The organism is Metabacillus schmidteae (assembly GCF_903166545.1).
GTDB classification, from domain to species: Bacteria; Bacillota; Bacilli; order Bacillales; family Bacillaceae; genus Metabacillus; species Metabacillus schmidteae.
Genome location: NZ_CAESCH010000001.1, coordinates 2,561,840 through 2,583,292 on the forward strand (window position 1 = coordinate 2,561,840; position 21,453 = coordinate 2,583,292).

Genomic DNA, 21,453 nt, shown 5'->3' on the forward strand with positions numbered 1-21,453 from the left:
TCAGAATTTTATTTAATTTGAACGAATCGAGTAATACGCTTGATGACTCATTATTTAGATTCTTTTTATGTAGCTTTTACACGTATGATATTAGGAGGCATTATTAAAAGTGAAAGAATATGTTGGAATTATGGTTGGAAAACTTGTGTTCAATGGAATAAAAAAAGGAAAAACTTATTACGAAAACCTATCTTTTTATGAAGAAGCTGGAGAAAAGTATAATTTAATCCCTTGTTATTTCCGGTTTGATGATATAAATCCAGGTATCAGTACAATAACAGCATATGTAAGAGAAGAAGATGGCACATTTGCTTTGGCATCCATTCCAAAACCAAAGATTATTCATAATAGAATATTGACTGGGAAAGTATCTTCAAAAAGGAAACTAAAGAGACTTAAGAAAGAAGGAATTACTTTTATAAATGAAAAAAATCGCTTTAAGAAACTAAGAATTTATGAAATTCTAAAAAAAGATCCAAAGCTGTTACCAAATCTTCCGGAAACTGTAAAAATTAGTGAAGAAAATCTAAAGGAAATGATGAATAAATATAATGAACTAATTATAAAACCGAATAGTGGAAGTTTAGGAAGTGGTATCTCTAAATTATCCAAGGTAAATGAAAATGAGTGGGAATTCAGTTATTTTCAGAAAAAAGTTATGGTAAAGAAAAGTTTTTCATCAAAAATGCCTTTAGAATTAAAAAGATTATTAAATAATCCCAGGATTATTATTCAAGAAAGGATTCCGCTGGCTAAAAGCAAGGGTGGAATATTTGACATGAGAGTCTCTGTACAAAAAAATGATATTGGAGAATGGCAAGTTTCCGGTATAGTAGGAAAAGTAGCGAATAATGATAAATTTATTACAAATGTAGCAAAAGGTGCAACGTGTTACCCCCTTAACGAACTACTTAAAGATCTACCCCATCTAGACCGTGAAAAAGTCAATAACGATATAAAGTGTTTATCCTTAAGAATTGCTAAGCAACTTGAAAGAGAATTACCTCCTATGACAGATTTGGGTCTTGACATTGGTCTTACGCACGAGGGAATACCTAAATTTATAGAATGTAATGGCAGGGATTTAAGAGTCACATTTAGAAATGCCAAAATGGATAAAGAGTGGAAAGAAACACATACAACACCTATCGGATATGTAAAATATTTAATACAAACAAAAACAAAAAATTAGCTGGTTTAAAATGCAAATTGAATTGTAATTTATAGGGGTGCTGAATAGATAACAGCACCCCTTATTAATAATGGGTAACTACATGTCGGTCATTTTTTTCTTTTTTAAAAAGTTAATTGTTCTTTTTTTCATTGATTTTGTTAAGTAACCGCCCTTAAATGACCGAATCTCATATGACATTAAGAATGCTTTTGGCTCATATTTATTGATTATGTCCAATAATTCACTTTCTCTTGAACGCTTTGAAACAATATCTAATCGGTAACGTGCAGTATTAATGCCTTCACCTTCAAACACAGTAACTCCAAAACCGGCTGTACGTAAGGCGTTTACCAAGTCCATATTTTTATCTAGAATATTTGCTTGATAGGTAATAAATCCAATAGCTAGTTTCTTTTCTAAAGCGCCACCTAAAAGTAATCCAACACTAAAACCAAGGACATAGGCAACGATATTGTATATATTAGAAAGGTCTTGAAAGACAAAGATTAAACTTACGATATAAATGATAGCTTCTAATAGTCCAACACCCGCTGCAGATGTTGTTTGGTTCTTAACAAGAAGTATTGTTCGTATCGTAAGGACTGGTACATAAATAAGTTGAAGTATAAAAATTAGCAAAGCCTGTAAGAGCATGTTTTTGATTTCCTTTCTAAGACCAAATTTTATAACGAAATCATAACATAATTTTTTAGTATGTATATAGAAGTTTTGGAAGTTTTTTATGTTAATTTTTTGTATGATTTATTGTAACCTTTCTTCCTGCTCTACATAAGGATAATATAAAATATTTGGGTGAAAAACTCCTGCTAAAGGAGCTGTGAGGAAATTGAAATCAATTGTCTTTATTGGATCAAATAAATCCGGTACGAGTAGAGAAGCTTTAAATATTGCAAAGCAAATGGGTTACTACACTATTTTATTTACAGATCGAGCAAAGTTTTTACAACAACGAGAAGAGTTTCCTGATGTACATCTAATGATATTTTTGAAAGATTTAATAAAAAAAGAAAGTGTTCTAAATGAGATTAAGCGACTGGTTGAAAAAGGATATGATGTTAAAGCGTGTCTTAGTTTGGTTGACCCATTTGTATCCATCGCCTCTCAATTAGCAAAAGAGTTGGGCCTTCAACATTTATCATCTGAAGCCTTATACAAAATGGAGAATAAAACACGTTTTCGCAAAGCACTTAACGGTCATTCATTCACACCATTTTTCTCTGTTTATGATAAAACACAATCGATTGATTCTTTTATCAGGCAGACGAAAGATCATTTACCACTTGTCGTTAAATCACCTGAATCGAACGGTTCAAAAGATGTTGTCTTAGTAAATACTATAGATGAATTAAGAAAAGAACTTTTGACCGTACAAAAAAGAAAGACAACAGTACCCTTGTTGGTTGAAGAATACTTAATAGGACCTCAATATTTAATTGAGGTAATTGTACATGAAAACAAAGTTTCAATTGTTGCCATTATAAAACAAGAGATCACAAATAGAAAAAGGTTCATAATAACTGGGTATCAATTTCCTGCCCAATTAAAATCAAATGAATTATATATGTTGGAAAAAAGTATATGTGAAATTGTAAAAACATTAGGTCTTGTTAATGGACCTTGTCATTTGGAGATGAGATTAGTTAACGGGGAATGGAAGTTAATCGAGATCAACCCAAGAATCTCAGGAGGTGCCATGAATCAAATCATTCTCCACGGTACAGGGATTAATTTAGTAAAAGAAACAATAAAGTTAAACTTAGGAAAAGAGCCTTCCTTCGAAAAAACTAAATTCCAGTATGTATATGCACATTATGTAATTATACAAAGGAGAGGTGTCTTAATAAAGGTAACTGGCAAAAAAAGAGCACAAAGGCATAAAGGGGTAATAGACGTTTACATCAAGCCAAGAAAAGGCAAGATATTAACTCCTCCTTTATCAATGGGAGATCGTTATGCATATGTATTAGCAACAGGGAAAACAGAAGAAGAAGCACAAAGAAATGCACTAAATGCAGCAAAGCAAATAAGATTTTTCCTGGAACCGATGTAAGGATGGTGATGGTATGACATTAATTGGAATGTTACATCGTCGAAAAGATCCATCCAAAGTAAAGAAGGCATATGCATATGCGGCAATTGCAAAATTAGAAAAAATCAGTTTTTTTTACTTTACTTACGGATCTGTGAATCTTGAACAAAAAAAGATAAATGGCTGGATTTATGAAAATCATGAATGGATACGTAAAGAAATGGATTTTCCAGATGTAGTAATCAATAGTATTTCACCTAGAAATGAAAAACAAAGAAAGATTCATACTAAACTAAAAGAAATCTGTGAGTTTACTAGCTTTCCGGTTGGAAATAAAATGAGAGTTTATATGAAAATTAAGAAAGCAAAACAATTTTCAAATTCTATTATTCCTTCACATAGAGTAAGAAAAGGAGAAGACGTATTAAAATATTTTGAAACACAGCAAACAAATGTAATTAAGCCATTGTCTGGAAATCATGGGAAAAAAGTATTGTTTATTAAAAACATAAGCGATCAAATGTATAACATAACAGACGGAAACCAATCCTATAATTTTCTAAAAGATGACCTAATAATATATTTAGATCATTTATTAAGTGAGAAAAAGTATATGCTTCAACCATATATCGAATGCAAAACGAAAAATGGTCTTACGTATGATTTGCGGCTTCATGTACAAAAGAACGGAAAAGGTGAGTGGGGGATTACACTTATATACCCTCGAATAAGTGGATCCAAGAGATTGGTCAGTAATATTAGCAGCGGGGGTTATCGAGGAGAACTTGATCCTTTCTTAATGGAGGAATTCGGAGAGGACTACGTAACGATAAAAAAAATAGTTGAACAATTTGCTTTGTCCTTTCCTAAGCATTTTGATAGTCTTTATAAATATGATTTTGATGAACTTGGGATTGATGTAGGGATTGATTCACATCAGAAACTTTGGATATTTGAAGTCAACTGGCGGCCAGGAGCAAAGCATCGAGAGTTTGAAGTGGCAAAACAACTAATTCCCTATGCTAAGTATTTAGCTAATAACAAAAAAAATAAGCCTTTATCAGCAGGTTAATATCCCATAAGATTTATTGTCAATAAATTTATTGTTGAAAAAATGGTAAAAAGACCCATTTTCTTTTCATAACTGCACATATATCCTAATAGACAAATATCATATTAAAAATAAGAGTATTGGAGGGAGGGTGAGATGACATATGAAACTGAATCTAACCCGAATTGTGTCTACGAAGCACTCCAAGAATTGAAAAAACAACAAGACCAACTTGAGGGAAGTACTTCATGTTGTTATACAAGCCTTTTAAAGAAATTATTGAAAGTAGATACGATTCCATTTATGTTGTTAACAAATGAAGGTCCGTTTGAATTGGGCGGCTTCCTCTATGGCAAGAAAAATTCCCATTTTCATACAAGTTTTTTTAGAATTGAAAAACTCGATGAGGATAAGAAATGTGTAACACTATCTTTACTTCGACCTATTACTTTGTATGGCACTTTTGCGAAAGAAATATGTGATGTTGAAAGATTAGAGAGAACTAAAATCTGTGTTACAGTTGATACTGAGTGCTTGTGTGCTGTGCAATGTTTAGATATAGATTTAATGAAAAAGGTTATTGTTGAACCGAAGTGGTAGGATAAATTTTAGTTACTGTAATATGGCATATTTGGGAAAATGTGACAAAAAGTAAAGAATTCAGTTAAGGAACAAGAGAACGAGAGCTGTAAAGTCCAATTTTGGATTATGCACCTCTCGTTTTTAGTTTAAGAATTTTTTATTTTATTAAAATATTTAAATATATGAATTGATATTGCTTCGCCCATTTGGGAGGGTAAGTCGTGGCTTTCTAATGACTCGTGGCTGATGGTCTCAACCAAAGTTTCTATAGTTAATTTAGTTGGTTTGCCTCATAAAAAACAAATTTATCGATTAAATATTAATGACCTTTAGTTCAAATATTAAATTTGAATTGGAAGAGTTATTGGAGCTAGGATATTGGAGTACAATATATTCAATATTTTCTATTTTAGCGTTATAAATGGTGACTTTACATATTTTATATACATAGTGTTATGTCCGTTGCTAAATGAAATGATATGAATAGAATGTAACTAATTCGAATCGTTTTAAATTAGATTTATTTAATAAAAAGGAGGATACACTTGGAACAACAAGAAAGTAGAGACGATGAATTGCTTTCAATCCAAGAAGGATTATTGGAATTTGAAAATCGTTTTAATCAAGTATTAAAGGAAAATGATGAAAATTCACATCAACCTTATGAAAACAACAAAGAGAAAGAAATAGCTTTTGCGATATCTCTAAAAAGTAAGACGGCTTCAAGGGACTGGAAGGTTGTACAAAATAATTTATCAAAAACATTGAAATCTATATTAAAAAATACAGATCAACATTTTCGCATAATTGTAGCAGGGCATAAAAAGCCAACTATTAAAGAACTGGATCATGAGAAAATAACCTGGATTACTGTGAAATTTGCACCACCTAAAGGTCCAAACGAATATACCAGAGACAAAATGAGAAAACGAAGAGCTATTATAAGTCATTTAAGAAATGATAATTTTAAAGGTTATTTTATGCCGCTAGACTCAGATGATTGGATTCATCATAGATTTGTAGAATATATTAGGAGCCAGCCCTTATCAGAAGCTTTAATATTGGAGAATGGTTTTTTTAGTAACATTAGGAACAATGAAGTTTGGATTATGAAGAACTTTTATAGGAGATGTGGAAGTAGTGCTCTAGTATATATTGATTCAAATACAAATAGAAAGAGGTATTCTGTAACTGTAAAAGCACATCCCTTCATTAAAGAAAATCTAAAAAAAATTGGTTTACCTTATAAACTAGTGAAAATTCCTTTGGTATTTAGGTATTTTGGTCATAGTGACAATAATAGTATCTTAAAAGGAAAACTTGACAATGATTTTTCAGCTAAAGACTGTAATGCAAATGGTGAGATTTTAGAAGACTGGATCTACAATTATTTTAAAGTCATAGATTAGTTATTTGGATAAAGATTGTTGTGATCTGTGCACGAAAAATAAGTGAACTATAAATTGAAGTCGCTTATCATAAAGGAGGATATTATTAGATGTTAAATCGTGTTTCTGTATTGATTCCTTATAAACCTGACTACGGTGAGAGGGATATATTGTTCAAATGGGTTAATAAATTTTATCAGAATGTTCTTCCGGAAGTTGAAGTCTGTATTGGTGAATCACTAAGCGAACCATTTAATCGGTCACAGGCGGTTAATTTGGCAGCAAAGAAAGCGACGAAGGATATATTTGTTATTGCCGATGGAGATGTATTCTACGATCCGATAATCTTAACAAAAGCTATTAAATTGTTAGATCAACATGCTTGGGTAATTCCCTATGGAAAATGGCTTAATGTTTCAAAAGAAAGTACAGACTTACTTTTATCAAAAGAACCGCAATGGCCTTTTCCTATTAAGGTTGAATCAAAAGAGAAAACGTTCAAAAATAAACAGTTTAAACCAATAAGTGGTGTTGTTGTAACTACTAAAAAAAACTTTAATAATATTAATGGTTTTGATGAAAGATTTGTTGGTTGGGGAAGAGAGGATAATGCATTTAGAGATGCTATGAACACTTTATGTGGCCCTTATAAACGCCTTGATAATCAAACGATCTATCATTTGTGGCATACCAAAGTAGGTTCTAAGGGTAATCCAAAGATTCAAGATAATAATAAATTATACAATAGATATGCAGCATTAAGAGGTAATAAAAAAGGAATGGAAAAATTAATTAATGAGCGAAATGATTAATCATATAAAAAACAAATTACTTCAATTGGAGGATTAAAAGTTGAATGAACAAAATAAACATCCAATGGATATGTTAAAAAGTCACTTAGAGAAAATCCTTAATGTTATACCGCCAGGCTCCAAAATATATTTTCTTGATTATCCACTTTATACCAATGTTGGTGATTTACTTATTTGGAAGGGAACTGAACAATTTTTTGAGAAACATGATATTAGTGTAAAAGCTAGATACTCTGTCATTAATTTTCCAAATGAATTAGAAATACCTAATGATCATATTATCGTTTTTCAAGGTGGCGGAAACTTCGGTGATTTATGGAAAAGTCATCAGAGATTACGAGAATTGGTTATAAAAAGATACCCCAACCATAAAATAGTCATTCTACCTCAAACGATCTACTTTAAAAATAAAAACAATTATAATAAATCAAAGAGACTATTTAATAAACATAATGACCTTCATATTTTTGCTAGAGATAAACAAAGTTTTAAAAGGTTAGAGGGGTTTTCTAAAAATATATATTTGTCTCCAGACATGGCACATGAGCTTTGGCCACTTAAAACTACAGCAAATCCTTCAAAAAATGTTCTTTATTTACTACGACAGGACAAGGAACTAAATAAAAATGTAGAAATTCAACCTGACAGGATTAAGGTAACGAAAGATTGGATTAATTTATTAACAACAAAAGATAAAAAGGTGGTTCAAGAAATTAGAGAAGAGTATAAAAGGTTAGGTGTAAGTGATGCTGCTTCTTGGATTAAATTTAGTGATTATTTAATTGATAAGGCAATAAGTTTATTCAGTAATCATCAAGAAGTAATTACAACGAGGTTACATGGACACATTTTGGCATGTTTATTAAATAAAAGAAATACTTTCTATAATAATTCCTATGGTAAAAATGTTGAATATTATAATGCTTGGACTCATACTGTTCAATACACTACATTCGTAAAAGAATAAAAACCTTCAATTAAAATACCTTCTATAATTAATAAAACCTTTTAAATGTCAAGCGTAATACCATTTATTTAAAATTAATAATTTAAATTATGCTGATATATTGTATATTTCTTTCAAAAAAGGAAGATTTTCAAATTGGAAAATCCAAATATTATAACCATAGAAACACCTGTTGTCAAAGATGGGAATAAAATATTATGTAAGTTCAAATGTATTGGAGAAGTAAATAAATATTTTAATACCAATACCTTCTACTTAGAAGTAAATGAAATCGTTGATTCTGTTCCAATTAGCATTCTAAACATTCCTATTTTGGCAAATATTTGTCCAATTGCTTGGATTACTGGATCAGATATTTATATAGATCAAATCGACAAAAATTTCCAAGAGTCGTTAAAAAAAGTAAAAGCTTCTTTTCAAAGTTTGTATCCACAACATACTTTTAGAGGAGAAATTTACCATCAGGAAATTGTGTCAAACCAAGATTATGAATCTCAAGCAAGTGGACTTTTTTTTAGTGGTGGTGTAGATTCAGTTACCTCCTTTATAAGAAAACGACATGAATCCCCTTATTTAATGACGGTTTTGGGAGCTGATATTCCTGAATCAGATATTAAAGGATGTTCTAAAGTAGAGAAAAACATCATGGAATTTGCATTAGAACATCATTTGGTACCTGTTTTTATAAAGTCAAATTTAAGAACTTTTCTAAATGAAAGAAAATTAAATAAAAACTTTTCCAAATCCGGCCTTTCTAATTGGTGGGGAAGTATTCAACATGGACTTGGAATGGTAGGTCTATCTGCACCCCTAACTTATCTTAAGGGAATTAATACTATTTATTTTGCTACATCTCCTGGAATATTCTCAGTTGAAAGTTGTTTAGATTCGTCTCCATGGGGTTCACACCCATCTATAGAGAACAATTTAAAATGGGGGAAGACAAAGACAGAGTTAGAAGGTATGGAATTAAATAGATTTGACAAAATAACTATTATTGCAGATTTTCTAAGAAATTATGATTCTTCAATAAAATTAAGAGTGTGTTGGGAGTCAACGTCAGGTGATAATTGTGGAAATTGTGAAAAATGTGCAAGAACAATGGCTGCGCTTCTATTAGAAGGGTTAAATCCAAGTGATTTAGGTTTTAATACCTACAACCCTTCGATTCATTCTTTATTAAGAAATGAACAGTTTTTTTCTAAATTAAATGATAATAAAGAGCTTCAATGGAAGTTCATTAAAAAAAGGTTAAGTAATACTATTTTTGAAGAGAATTTTGAATTTTTTCATTTTCTTCAATGGATATTGCAAACAGACTTTAAACGTAAAAAGGATTAATTAATGTAATTTTACCTTTGGATTTCTTATTAAAATAAATCCAAAGGCTTTTTTTTACCAAAGAAGGAGAGTTAGAGCATGAGTAATCAAAATAAAATTGAAATTCAAGATCCAGAAGTTAGACAGGGGAATATTATTTATTGTCATTTTAAATGCTCAGGAGAAGTCGGGGAATATTTTACAGAAAATATCTTTTATTTACACCACTCGGAAAGCGTCGAAAAAATCCCAAAAAGCATTTTAATTATTCCTGTATTAGCAAATATTGCTCCGGTGGCCTGGATAACTGGAGCAGATATTTATGTAAATGAAATTGATGAGGAGTTTTTAGAAGCTCTAGAGACTATAAAAATTTCTTTTAAAACAATGTATCCTAAACATTGTTTTAATGGAACCATAATATTCAATACAAAAAGGAATAATAAGGATTACGGTAAGGAGAAATGTGGACTTTTTTTTAGTGGTGGAGTAGATTCTTTAACATCTTTTATTAGAAATCGAAAAGAACAGCCGACTTTAATAACAGTTTGGGGAGCTGACATACCATTAAAAAAAAGAGAATTTTGGAATAAAGTGAAGAATGATATTACTCAATTTACAAACCGTCACAATTTAAATACAGTATATTTAAAATCGAATTTTAGATCCTTCCTAAATGAAAAAAATCTTTATAAGTTTTCTAGAAATGGTTTGAAAAATTGGTGGGTTAGCGTACAACATGGTTTAGGATTAGTAGGTTTATCTGCCCCATTAACATATAAGAATGGAATAAAAAAAGTTTATTTTGCATCCACCCCCCTTATATCTAAAGATAATAAACTATCTTTTGTGGCATGGGGGTCTCATCCTTCTATTGAAAATAATCTAAAGTGGGGGGAAACAGAAGTTGAATTAGATGGAATAGAACTGAATAGGTTTGAAAAGCTAGAAATAATCGCAAATTATATAAGAGACTTAAACTATGATTTAAAATTAAGAGTGTGTTGGAAATCTAATAATGAAAGCAATTGTAGCACTTGTGAAAAATGCGCAAGAACAATGGCGATGTTATTAATTGAAGGGTTAAATCCAAGTGAACATGGATTTGATATGGATAATTCTTTATTACAAAGGATGAAAAGTAATAAAAGGTTTTTTGCTAAAATAAATAAACATCAGTGGACTATGATTCAACATAAGATAAGTGAAATCATTCATAATATTGACTCAGAATACTATGAATTTTGTAATTGGATTTTAATGGTGAAATTTAAAAGAAAGTGAAAAAAATAGTCCCATTTGAACAAAAAAAATACAGAGATTACAATTTTTAGGGTTTAATAGTGAAAGGAAAAATAGAAAATTACCTCCAGACTGAAATAATGTTCAAAAACATTAAATATTATTAGTAGTTTTTAAAAGACTTAAATGATAATCAGTCTGAAAGGTTTTGTTAATCCTTCTTATTTAGGAAAATAAAGATAAGTAACTTTAACTTTTAATCTTATTTAGAAGAAAAAATAGCTCTAGTTATAATTGGGACATAATTTTTTACCTTACCGATTATTATGCTTTTTTGAATTAAGTCATTATTTGATCTTTTATACGTATGGTTCTTTGGATTCACTCTTCTGATATAAACATAATTATAACGACTTGTTGTAAAAGTTTTAATGTTATTTTTCTTGCATCTTTTAATAAAGACACTATCTGTTCCAGATCCTTTACGTGAAGGGAACTTTATACTTGGATATATCTCTTTTCTGAATATAATAGTGCCACCTTTTATAGAACTTTTCCCTAATTTATTCTCACTTCCAAGTTTTCTGATGGTTAATAATTTTTGTTTTTCAAAAAACATAAAAGCCATTCCTTTTCCTACTAATTGAACATCGGTTGTGTTAAAAACTGACATTGCTTCACTTAAATAATACTCGGAATAATAATCATCATCATCAAGCTTTGCAATAATATTAAAATTTGCCTTTTCAATTCCAAAGTTTAAACATTCTCCAAGAGTTTTCTTCTGTGGTAATTGATAGACAAATACATTTTGATGCTTATTTGCCATTTCTTCCCATTTATTTTTATTCATATTATCTTTATTTAATATAATGAGTAATTCTTTTTCTTCCAATATCTGTCTATTAAAATTATTGAAAATATTCTCCATCATTGAATCCCTTATTGTACAAGCTATGATTGAAATCATTTTACTCCTCCATTATCCATTTTTAACTATATATGATGTTCCATACAAAAAGTGATTAAGCAGAGTAATTTGTACAACAACATTTTGTTATATCTATATTTATTTAACACAAAATAGTTAAAAATCTAACTTTTCTAAAGATAAACACCTATGCATCAACATTAAGCTTTGAATAATATAAATATATACTTCGTCTGGTAGTACGGTTAAACAAAATGAAATAGATATGATAAGAGAGGAGAGAGATAAATATTGAAGGGCATCATTATTGCTGGTGGAAATGGTACTAGATTAAGTCCTTTAACAAAGGTTATTTCTAAGGCATTACTACCTGTATACGATAAACCGATGATTTATTACCCACTTTCAATATTAATGGAAGCTAACATAAGGGAAATATTAATCATCACAACCCCACAAGATAAAGAGAGATATATAGATTTGTTAGGAGATGGTAAACAGTTAGGAATATCAATTTATTATGAAATAGAAACCAAACCTTTGGGCATAGCTCAGGCATTTATTATTGGTGAAAAATTTATTGGAGATGAAGGTGTAACATTAATTTTGGGAGACAACATTTTTTACGGAAATGATTTTTCAGCAATAATGAGCAGATCTATAAAGAGGAAAGTAGGCGCCACTATTTTCGGATATCACGTAAACGACCCTGAAAGGTTTGGGGTTGTAGAATTCAATAAAAATGGGAAAGTCATATCAATTGAAGAAAAACCAAAAAAGCCAAAAACAAATTATGCTGTAACCGGTTTATATATTTATGATAATAAAGTAGTCGAGATAGCAAAAAAAATGAAACCCTCTGAACGAGGAGAACTAGAGATTACAGACATAAACAAAGAATATTTAGACATGGGCAATTTACATGTTGAATTATTAGGGGATGAGTTCACATGGTTTGATACCGGCACTCATCATTCACTATATCAAACTACAAAATATATCGAGGAGACGGAAAGGGAACACAGTATTAAAATTGGTTGTATTGAAGAAATTGCATATGAAAAGGGATATATTTCAAAAGAACAGTTAGTTTCATTAGCGCAGAGCTTATTGAAAAGTGGATATGGAACTCATTTAGTCCAAACTTCTAAATTTAAATAGGACTAACTGATTGTTGGGGGTAACTTTTTATTATCCGAAATTTAATACATGGATGTGGAAAATTGTGATACCTAATTATAATTTTAATATTGAACCGAAAAGTGATATGGTCATTTGCTGCCTAGGAGTGGGGAGCAACCATGAAGCAGCATTGAAAATAATGAGACCAACTGTGGAATATTACGGGAAAATCCATAATATTGATACTTTGTTTTTTACCGAAAGTTTAGTTCCCTCTAAACTTGCAAAAAAAAATAAAATATTTCTACTTGCAAATTTACTCAAATATTATGAAACTGTCATGTGGATGGATTCTGATACTATAATCGTTGATCCTACAGTTAATATACGAGATGAATTACATTCGAATTATGTTATTTATATGACTAGTTATTTTGGAAGAAATCCTTTGTTTCCTAACTCAGGGATAATTGTTGCTAAGCGTGACAAAATGACAATAGAAATTTTAGAGAAAGTGTGGAATTTTAAACGTAAAAATGGCCGAGGTTGGTGGGATCAACAAGCTTTTCTAAATTTATTGGGCTATAAAAATAGACTAGTAAAAGTACTAGGCTATAACGGACCTACTAAATATACTCCGTATATAGGTGCCTTGGACGTTAAGTGGAATAGTAGGCCAAATAGAAAAGACACTTCAAAAAATCCAATTATCATGCATCATTGTGGAATGAAATTTTCAAAGAGGTTATATCGAATGAAAAAAAGCTACCAGCAATTTTTAAAAAATATTAGTAAAAATAATTAAAGATTTTAATAATGTAAAAGTTTAAAAACTACTAGGAAAATAATAAATGATTGGAGAGCGTGTTGATTTGTATGAGAAATATATCGGTTGTAGGAACTGGATATGTAGGTCTTGTCACAGGTGTTTGTCTTTCAGAAATTGGTCATAACGTGACATGTATTGATCTCGATCAAGAGAAAGTGGATTTGTTAAAAAAAGGAAAGTCCCCTATTTTTGAGCCTGGTTTAGAGGATTTAATAGTAAAAAATATAAAAAGGGGTCATCTGTACTTCACTTCTGATCATGCTCAGGGATTTAAGGATGCCGAGGTTATTTATATTGCAGTAGGTACACCTGAAAATGATGATGGCTCAGTAAATCTTAAATATATAATAGATGTATCAAAATCAATTGCTTGCCATATAAAACAAGATGTTCTGATTGTAACAAAAAGCACTGTACCAGTTGGAACAAATGATCGGATTCTAGAAATAATAAATGAAAACTTACAACACGATGTTAGAGTTGAAGTGGCTTCAAATCCTGAATTTTTGAAAGAAGGATCTGCAATAAAAGATACCTTTTCAGGAGATAGGATTGTTGTGGGCACAAACAGTGATTACGCAGCAGAAATTATGGAGGAGATTTATAAGCCATTTAATATTCCAATATATAAAACAGATATGAAAAGTGCTGAAATGATTAAGTATGCTTCAAATGCATTTTTGGCTACAAAAATAAGTTTTATAAATGAAATAGCTTTAATCTGTGAGTTGGTTGGGGCGAATGTAGAGGATGTATCATTTGGTGTCGGGTTAGATAGTAGAATTGGTTCAAAATTTTTAAAAGCTGGAATAGGATTTGGTGGATCTTGTTTTCCAAAAGATTCAAGTGCACTAATCCAAATGTCTAATGAAGTTGGCTATAACTTTGAAACACTAAAGGCAGTAGTAAATGTGAATAACAAACAAAAAACTATTCTCTTAGAAAAAGTAAAAGAGAGGTTCCTAGATTTAACTGGCAAAAGATTCGCTTTATTAGGCCTAGCTTTCAAACCAGATACTGATGATATACGTCAAGCAGCTTCTATTAGTCTGTCAAACTTGTTGCTTCAAGAAGGTGCAGAGGTTATTACTTATGACCCAGTTGCAACTAACAATGCAAGAAAAATATTAGATCCAAGGATTAAATATGCGGAGAGTGTTGAAGCGGCAATTAAAGATACTGATGCCGTTTTCATCGTAACGGAATGGAAAGAATTTATTACATTTCCTTTACAAAAATTTGTAAAACAAATGAAAACTGCCATTATATTTGATGGGAGAAATTGCTATTCTCTTGATGAAGTAAAGAAATATCCAATTGAATATTATTCAATTGGCAGACCTATTGTAAATGAACGATTATTCTAAATGTAATCATGTTGAATTGGGAGGTGTTTCGTTAAATATATGAAAAAAAGAATGAAAAATAAAACAAAAGATAGTAAATCACTAAAAGAATTATCTGAAAATAAACTTTTGGATACTGGTACGATTAATGAGAAATTAATTAATTTAGAAAACCTTCTTACTCATGATATACGAACCAATAAAGGAAATAGTCCAGAAATAGCTTTTGCTATATCACTAAAAAGTAAAAGGTCTTCAAAAAATTGGGATAGAGTACAAGAGAACCTCTCCAAAACTTTAAGGTCCATATTTAGAAACACAGACCAAAACTATCGGATCATTGTTGCGGGACATAAAAAGCCAATTATAAATGAATTGAATCATGAAAAAGTAACTTGGCTTAGAGTGAGGTTCTCACCTCCTAAAAGCCCAAAAGGTTTTAGTAGAGACAAAATGCACAAACGAAAGGTTATCGGAAACTATTTAAGGAAAGTAGGTTTTTCTGGATACTTTATGCCAATAGATGCGGATGATTGGATTCATTATAGATTTATTGAATATATACGCAACTGTCCATTATCTGATGCGTTTATTATAAACAAAGGATTCATGTTCAATCTATTTAATGAAAACATTTGGATGAGGAAACAATCTTTTTATAAGGGGTGCGGAACTAGTCAAATTTTATATTTTAATAATAATGAGCTTCCTAAGTCCGCTCTATGGAATGCCACGGTTGATAAAAATTTTGAAGTGGTTTTAAAATCTCATGTATTTATAAAAGAATTTTTGAAAAAAAGAAATAAAATGTATACACTTGTTGAATTTCCTTTAATAACATGGGTTCTTGCACATGGGGATAATAATAGTATTATTCTAGGGAAACACGATCTCAATATTTCAGCTATTAGATATCAGGCTGAGGAAGAGAAGTTTGATAGTCGGTTCTATAATTATTTTAAGGTATTAGATTAATGATACTATAATACTGAGGTGGAATGATGCAAAAAAGGAATATAAATCGGATGCATGATTTATTAATAAATGATTCAGTTAATGAATATGTATCAAAAAATTCAAACTCAATTGAAAATCAACTAATCCAAATAGACAATTATTTAAAACATATATCAGTTAAAGAAAAAAGTCCTGAAATAGCATTTGCTATCTCACTAAAAAGTAAGAAATCATCACGAAATTGGAAAAGAGTTGAAAAAAATTTATCTAAAACTTTAAAAACAATCTTTAGTAATACTGACCAAAACTATCGAGTAATAATTGCAGGTCATAAAAAGCCCGATATCGAAGAATTATTACATGAAAAAGTTACATGGATACGTGTTAAATTTGCTCCTCCCAAAAGTCCAAAAGGTTTTTTCTGGGACAAAATTAGAAAACGTAAAGTAATAGGAACTTATTTAAGAAAAATAGGATATTCTGGATATTTTATGCCTGTGGATGCTGATGATTGGATTCATTATAAATTTGTAGAATATATTAGATCTTGTCCAATTTCAGATGCATATATATTTAATAAAGGATTCATGGTAAATATATTCAAAAAAGAATTGTGGATGAGAAGCCGTTTTTATGGAGGCTGTGGTACAAGTCAAGTATTCTATTTTAGAAATGAAGAATTCCCACTAACCACAAAAAAAACAGACATTCGCAAGTCAAATTTCAGAGTCGTTATTAAACATCACGGTCGAGTTTTAAAACATTTAAGAAATATGAAAAAAAATTATTCACTCGTCAATATACCTTTATTAACATGGGTTCTTGCTCATGGTGATAATAACACGATGATACTAAAGAAGAAGAATAATGATGTGTCCGCTAAAAATTACAACACTGAGGGTGTTGAGTTAAGTGAATGGTTTTATAGCTATTTTAAAACTAAATAATTTTCATGCCTCCTTTCTGTACAAATCCTTTTCCGTTTTTTTATAATAAAAGCCGGAAACTAGAATTTTTTCCTCTTATATGATGGCCAAATATTTATATTCTTATAGAAGTATAATATGAGAGTTTGTTTTTAAAAATTAACATAAAAAATTCTCTTTTTTATAAGTTGAAAAGATATTGATTTAATATTCCTCATGAGCTTATTGCTTTAATCTACTCAAATAATGTTTTATCCCATTTTTAAAAATTGAAGGTTAACTTTCGAAGGACTAAATCCTGATAAGTATGGTTTTTACACTAACAAGGTTTCAATAAAAACTTTAAAGAAATAATTTTTTAGCAATTAGACAAAAATAGATCTTCCAATGGAAGATCGGAAAAAACCGTTTCGGATTCTAAGGGCTTTATTCATAGATTATCCATAATATCATAGACAAAAAAGGTAGAAAATAATATATTCTATCTTTTTTTTACGAATAAATAAAAGCATCAAAAAAGGGTGATATTTTGGTTATTAGCCCGAACCCAATTCTTTTTATTTGCATTTAATAATAAAGAGACTTTTTTAATTTAGAAAAAAGAGAAAATGAACTGTAATTTTAATAAAACCTTCTTTTTGTTCCTGATTTCTATAGTTTAAGCGTATTAAACCTAAACAATTTTGAAGGGAAGCATATTAAATGATTGGAAAATGGTACGACACGAACTTTATCCTGATGAATTCAAATACAATGAAACAATTAAACCTCAAAGAGAATCATCTTATACCTGTCAATTACGGTAACTTAACAATAGTAAGGGCATTAGAAATCAACGAAAATTTGGCTGATGAAACAATTGGACTTTCTAATCATTTTACAGAAGAAGTAACCCTTCCTACTGATGTGAAAATTGAAGTCCAAATAAAAAACAACGAAATTCATCTCGGACCCTTAATTGGAATGTTACTGGTTAAAAACCATGAAAAATTAACAACTAAAGTATTAGAACACTTCAAAGAGAGAATCCCCTCTAACGAAACAGGGAAGGGTGTTGTATTTGTAGGAAGTCAAGATTGGATAGATGTCAAGAGAAAATTAATAAGAGGTTACTATTATTCAGTCCATGGTGAATGGAAAGAAGGAATATTCCCATTTCCAAAAGTTTTATATAATCGCACTTATCTTAAGAAAAGCCATTATAAAAGATTAAAGAAAAATGTAGATATGAAAGTGTTTAATAACTGCTTAATGACTAAATCAAAGCTTTGGAGGTTATTAAGGAAAGATCCATCTGTTAATATGCACCTCCCTTATACTCAGACGCTTCGTGATTTGAATAGCTTCATAGCAATGATTAATAACTTCAAAACGGTGTACTTAAAACCAACAAATCTTTCAAGAGGTAGGGGTATTTACAAGGCGGAGAAGTTAAAACTTGGTTATCTTATAAAGGATACGAATAATCAGGAAAAGGTTTTATTTACAGAGCAAGAGTTAGAGTCATTTATAACTAGTCTTACAAAAAATCGCAACTATATCATTCAACAGGGTGTTCCTTATATGTATGGGAAAAGCTTGGTTGATTTTCGAGTTTATATGCAAAAGGATGAAACAAAGAACTGGAATTGTTCAGGTATATATGGAAGAGTGTCAAAACCAAATCGGGTTATAACGAATTTAAAACATAGTCAAGAAGTTTTAACAATAGATCTTGCATTAAAAAGGTTTTTCCGACTACAAAATGCCCGAAGATTAGAAATCCAGCAAGAAATGATTCAAGTGTGCAAAAATGTGTGTACAGCACTTGAAGAAAAGAATCAAATCCTTGCAGATGTAGCTATTGATGTTGTGGTAGATAATCAACTGAAAGTATGGGTTCTTGAGGTCCAGGTAAGTTATGCTGCTGACGAACGTCTTTATCAATTACCAAAGTCTATATATGAAAAAGTTTGGCAAACACCTATTTCATATGCAAAAGCATTAACAGGATTTAAAAATTGAGGGTGAATAAAGATGAGACCGATTTATCTAAAAGAATTGTTACCAATAATGAAGGGGAAAGTGGTGTATGGTGAAACAAACCCACTAATTAAACATGTAATTAAGGTACCAAAATATAGATTACTTAAAGACCACACAATGTATTTCCACGTAAAAAACACTCTTTCTCTAAAAAAGTCAAATCACTTTAAACATCTAGTTATCATTACGGCTACTCCACAATTGATTACAGATATAGTAGATAACGTCACAATTGTTAAAGTAAATAACGTTAAAATCGCCTATTGGAATTTTATTGATTTTTATAGAAATATGCTAACAATCCCTTTTATCGCAATTACAGGCACTTGTGGGAAAACAACGACAAAGGAAATGGTGAGCTGGATTTTTTCTAAGAATTATAATGTCTATAAGACTATAAAAAATGAAAATGATCCATCACGACATTTAGATTATTTGTTAGGTATTAATAGTAAAACAGAGGTTGTTGTCATGGAAACAGCGGTAGCCGCTCCTCGGCATTTAAGAAAAGCTTATCGATACTTTAAGCCCCATGTAGGGGTTTTAACATCAATAGGAATAGATCATCTAAATGGATTTCCAGACCTAGAATCATATATAGAAGAAAAGCTATCTATCTTTAAAATTATGGATCCTAAAGGAACAATAGTTGTTAATGGTGATAATGAATATGTCCAACAAATTGATTTAGGAAACATAAATAAAAAAGTCATCACATTCGGAATGAACCCAAAAGCAGATTTCCGTATAGAACATATTGATTACGATAAGAATAAAATGAAATTTAAATTGAATTATAAAAATAGAAGGTTTGAGGGAATAGTTCCTGGTCTTGGAAAGCACAATGTGTATAATGCTGCAGCTGCAATTGCAGCTGCAAACCAGCTTGGTGTACCAATAACTGACAGTATTGAACGGTTAAAAACGTTTCCACTACTTCCGAAACATGTTGAAGTGGTAAAAGGGTTAAATGGTTCGACATTGATTGATGATACTTGGAGTTCAAATCCTACCTCCATTGAGTCTTCATTAGACGTATTAAAAAATATCTCTCAAGGTAAAAAGAAGATCGCTGTAATTGGTGAAATAAAATTTTTAGGTGATAAAACGAATGAAGTTCATACACTTGTTGGAAATATGTTAGCAAAAGAAGAGATCGATATTCTTATAACAATAGGGCAGGATGCAGAACTTATTAGTAAGCAAGCGTCGAAAATGGGTATGGGTGGTGAACGTTATCATTGTCAGAGTCCAAAAGAAGCATATCAACATCTTTTGGAGAAGACAGATGCAGATACGATTGTATTAGTGAAAACCTCTATGTATCAATCCTATAAGGATCTAATACAACGGTTAAGACAAAAATAAAAAGCACATCTTAAGTCGCAGATTACGACTTAAGATGTGCTTTTTAGAAGCCTGCTAATTTCTTAGCAAAAAGCATGTTTTGTAATCGAGCATTATATAAGATATCCTTCCGTTTACATACAGTAGCGATACGATGGTCTGGATCCTCATTATTTATTTCAATAATCCAAAGTTTGTAGTTGATATCTATGCCGAAATCAAAGCCGAGATTTCCACATTGAATAAGTTTCTTTTCAAGCATTAAAGATGCCTTTTCAGCAATCAATTTCATTTCCTCAAGTTTTTGATTTACCTCTTCTTCTGATAGAAATTCTTTTAATGCAGCGATTCCTTCTTTTGGTGTTCCTCCTCGAGTTAGATTACTTATGCCACTTCCTAATTTTCCGTATCTGGCAAATAATCCATTATCTTCCCAATTTCCTTCTTTATTTTTTATATAGATAAATCGAAAATCGATCACACGGTTTTCAGATGTGAGAAGGGAAATAGCTTCTTGAATTAAGTAATCCCCTCGGCGTAATATTTTCTTGAAGAACTTTTTGAACTCGATTTTTTTATAAAAGTTGTGTTTAACTATGTTTCTTTTCTTTTCATATTGAATAGATACGCCTTGTTGATGGTATGAAAGGATTATAATACCCTGTGCAAATGTGCCTCCTATAGGCTTAAGGTATGCACGTTTATACTTTTTAAGGAAATCTAAGATCTCATTTGGGTGAGAACAAATTTTAGTAGAAGGAAGGGTTTGCTTTAATAAGGAATCTTGAGAGAACCACTTGTGCATATCCCATTTATCGAAGGTTGGAAAATTAAACATATTTGATTTATAACAGTTTGAAAGGAATTTCCACTTATCATTCATGATGACCTTGCATTTATTAAAAATAGAAGCAGGTAATGGTATGTTTGTTGAAGGGAGCCATTTCTTTTTTTGTGGATGATAGACATAGCCTTTTTCGATATAGGATTGACCAATATTAATTTGGTCAAGTGAAAAGGCAGTAATAATACCACCGATCTTACTATAATGTTTTACATAACTATAGAGGTCTAATAATCGACGTTCAAGGCCAATCTCGGAAAGATTAGCTAATATTCCAATAAAAGGACCCACAATCAACCGATCTGACTGAACATTTAATTGGTAATAACAGTATAACGGTATCTTTAAATGTTCAAGGATATTGTCAGAAAGAACAATTTCATTAGCTTCTATGTCATCAGAGAGTTGAATTTTTACATTGATGAAATTTTGTCCGAAATATAGTTTCATCGTTTTGTTATTCAATTCTGGAGAAATGTTTTTAATGATAAGTACGTCATTTTCAGTAGGTTTAGGTTTAATTTTATATAGAAGGTTCAT

The 21,453-nt window shown here is 30.6% G+C and carries 19 protein-coding genes; 16 read left to right on the plus strand and 3 right to left on the minus strand.

All coding sequences use genetic code 11. From position 1 onward, the window contains the following. Positions 1-109 precede the first annotated feature (109 nt). Positions 110-1,192, plus strand: a complete 1,083-nt coding sequence (locus HWV59_RS12295) for a YheC/YheD family endospore coat-associated protein (RefSeq protein ID WP_175638976.1) — start codon at positions 110-112, stop codon at positions 1,190-1,192. A 78-nt stretch (positions 1,193-1,270) separates the two neighbouring features. Here the strand turns inward: HWV59_RS12295 and HWV59_RS12300 are convergent, their stop codons facing one another. Then, positions 1,271-1,828, minus strand: a complete 558-nt coding sequence (locus HWV59_RS12300) for a DUF2179 domain-containing protein (RefSeq protein ID WP_175638977.1) — start codon at positions 1,826-1,828, stop codon at positions 1,271-1,273. 184 nt (positions 1,829-2,012) lie between these two features. On the opposite strand from HWV59_RS12300, the gene HWV59_RS12305 reads away from it, so the two are divergent. From HWV59_RS12305 to HWV59_RS12340, 8 genes are all read left to right on the plus strand, one after another. Next, positions 2,013-3,245: an ATP-grasp domain-containing protein gene (locus HWV59_RS12305; RefSeq protein ID WP_235991720.1), complete on the plus strand. Its 1,233-nt coding sequence runs from the start codon at positions 2,013-2,015 to the stop codon at positions 3,243-3,245. A gap of 13 nt (positions 3,246-3,258) precedes the next feature. After that, a complete protein-coding gene (locus HWV59_RS12310) occupies positions 3,259-4,296 on the plus strand; it encodes a YheC/YheD family protein (RefSeq protein WP_175638979.1) in 1,038 nt (345 codons plus the stop codon). Between the two features lie 135 nt (positions 4,297-4,431). After that, positions 4,432-4,875: a CotY/CotZ family spore coat protein gene (locus tag HWV59_RS12315; RefSeq protein ID WP_175638980.1), complete on the plus strand. Its 444-nt coding sequence runs from the start codon at positions 4,432-4,434 to the stop codon at positions 4,873-4,875. A gap of 527 nt (positions 4,876-5,402) precedes the next feature. Beyond that, positions 5,403-6,266, plus strand: coding sequence for a glycosyltransferase family A protein (locus HWV59_RS12320; RefSeq protein ID WP_175638981.1), 864 nt, complete (start codon positions 5,403-5,405; stop codon positions 6,264-6,266). 89 nt (positions 6,267-6,355) lie between these two features. Then, on the plus strand, positions 6,356-7,057 hold the full coding sequence (locus HWV59_RS12325; protein ID WP_175638982.1) for a galactosyltransferase-related protein: 702 nt from the start codon (positions 6,356-6,358) through the stop codon (positions 7,055-7,057). A gap of 40 nt (positions 7,058-7,097) precedes the next feature. Continuing rightward, positions 7,098-8,024 carry a polysaccharide pyruvyl transferase family protein gene (locus HWV59_RS12330; protein WP_235991721.1) on the plus strand — a complete coding sequence of 309 codons (927 nt, stop codon included), beginning with the start codon at positions 7,098-7,100 and terminating at the stop codon, positions 8,022-8,024. Between the two features lie 135 nt (positions 8,025-8,159). Further along, the gene (locus HWV59_RS12335; RefSeq protein ID WP_175638983.1) at positions 8,160-9,365 is read left to right on the plus strand and encodes a hypothetical protein; all 1,206 of its coding nucleotides are present in this window, start codon (positions 8,160-8,162) and stop codon (positions 9,363-9,365) included. A 78-nt stretch (positions 9,366-9,443) separates the two neighbouring features. Then, on the plus strand, positions 9,444-10,628 hold the full coding sequence (locus HWV59_RS12340; RefSeq protein WP_175638984.1) for a hypothetical protein: 1,185 nt from the start codon (positions 9,444-9,446) through the stop codon (positions 10,626-10,628). A gap of 220 nt (positions 10,629-10,848) precedes the next feature. Here the strand turns inward: HWV59_RS12340 and HWV59_RS12345 are convergent, their stop codons facing one another. After that, a complete protein-coding gene (locus tag HWV59_RS12345; protein ID WP_175638985.1) occupies positions 10,849-11,556 on the minus strand; it encodes a glycosyltransferase in 708 nt (235 codons plus the stop codon). 252 nt (positions 11,557-11,808) lie between these two features. Here HWV59_RS12345 and rfbA point away from each other — a divergent pair, with 252 nt between their 5' ends. The 7 genes from rfbA to HWV59_RS12380 all read left to right on the plus strand — a co-directional run bounded on the left by rfbA (position 11,809) and on the right by HWV59_RS12380 (position 20,090). Further along, entirely contained in the window at positions 11,809-12,678 is an 870-nt protein-coding gene (rfbA, locus tag HWV59_RS12350; RefSeq protein WP_175638986.1) for a glucose-1-phosphate thymidylyltransferase RfbA, read from the plus strand. Positions 12,679-12,742: 64 nt separating this feature from the next. Next, entirely contained in the window at positions 12,743-13,444 is a 702-nt protein-coding gene (locus HWV59_RS12355; RefSeq protein ID WP_175638987.1) for a putative nucleotide-diphospho-sugar transferase, read from the plus strand. 71 nt (positions 13,445-13,515) lie between these two features. Next, complete coding sequence (locus HWV59_RS12360; RefSeq protein ID WP_175638988.1) at positions 13,516-14,835, plus strand: UDP-glucose dehydrogenase family protein; 1,320 nt, start codon at positions 13,516-13,518, stop codon at positions 14,833-14,835. A gap of 39 nt (positions 14,836-14,874) precedes the next feature. Then, on the plus strand, positions 14,875-15,789 hold the full coding sequence (locus HWV59_RS12365; RefSeq protein WP_175638989.1) for a hypothetical protein: 915 nt from the start codon (positions 14,875-14,877) through the stop codon (positions 15,787-15,789). A 26-nt stretch (positions 15,790-15,815) separates the two neighbouring features. Then, the gene (locus tag HWV59_RS12370; RefSeq protein WP_175638990.1) at positions 15,816-16,718 is read left to right on the plus strand and encodes a hypothetical protein; all 903 of its coding nucleotides are present in this window, start codon (positions 15,816-15,818) and stop codon (positions 16,716-16,718) included. A gap of 681 nt (positions 16,719-17,399) precedes the next feature. Then, positions 17,400-18,701 carry a YheC/YheD family endospore coat-associated protein gene (locus HWV59_RS12375; protein WP_175638991.1) on the plus strand — a complete coding sequence of 434 codons (1,302 nt, stop codon included), beginning with the start codon at positions 17,400-17,402 and terminating at the stop codon, positions 18,699-18,701. Between the two features lie 12 nt (positions 18,702-18,713). Next, positions 18,714-20,090 (plus strand): Mur ligase family protein, encoded by a 1,377-nt coding sequence (locus HWV59_RS12380; protein WP_175638992.1) that lies wholly within the window; start codon positions 18,714-18,716, stop codon positions 20,088-20,090. A 43-nt stretch (positions 20,091-20,133) separates the two neighbouring features. On the opposite strand, the gene HWV59_RS12385 is transcribed toward HWV59_RS12380, so the two are convergent. Next, positions 20,134-21,453, minus strand: a complete 1,320-nt coding sequence (locus tag HWV59_RS12385; RefSeq protein WP_102229846.1) for a YheC/YheD family endospore coat-associated protein — start codon at positions 21,451-21,453, stop codon at positions 20,134-20,136.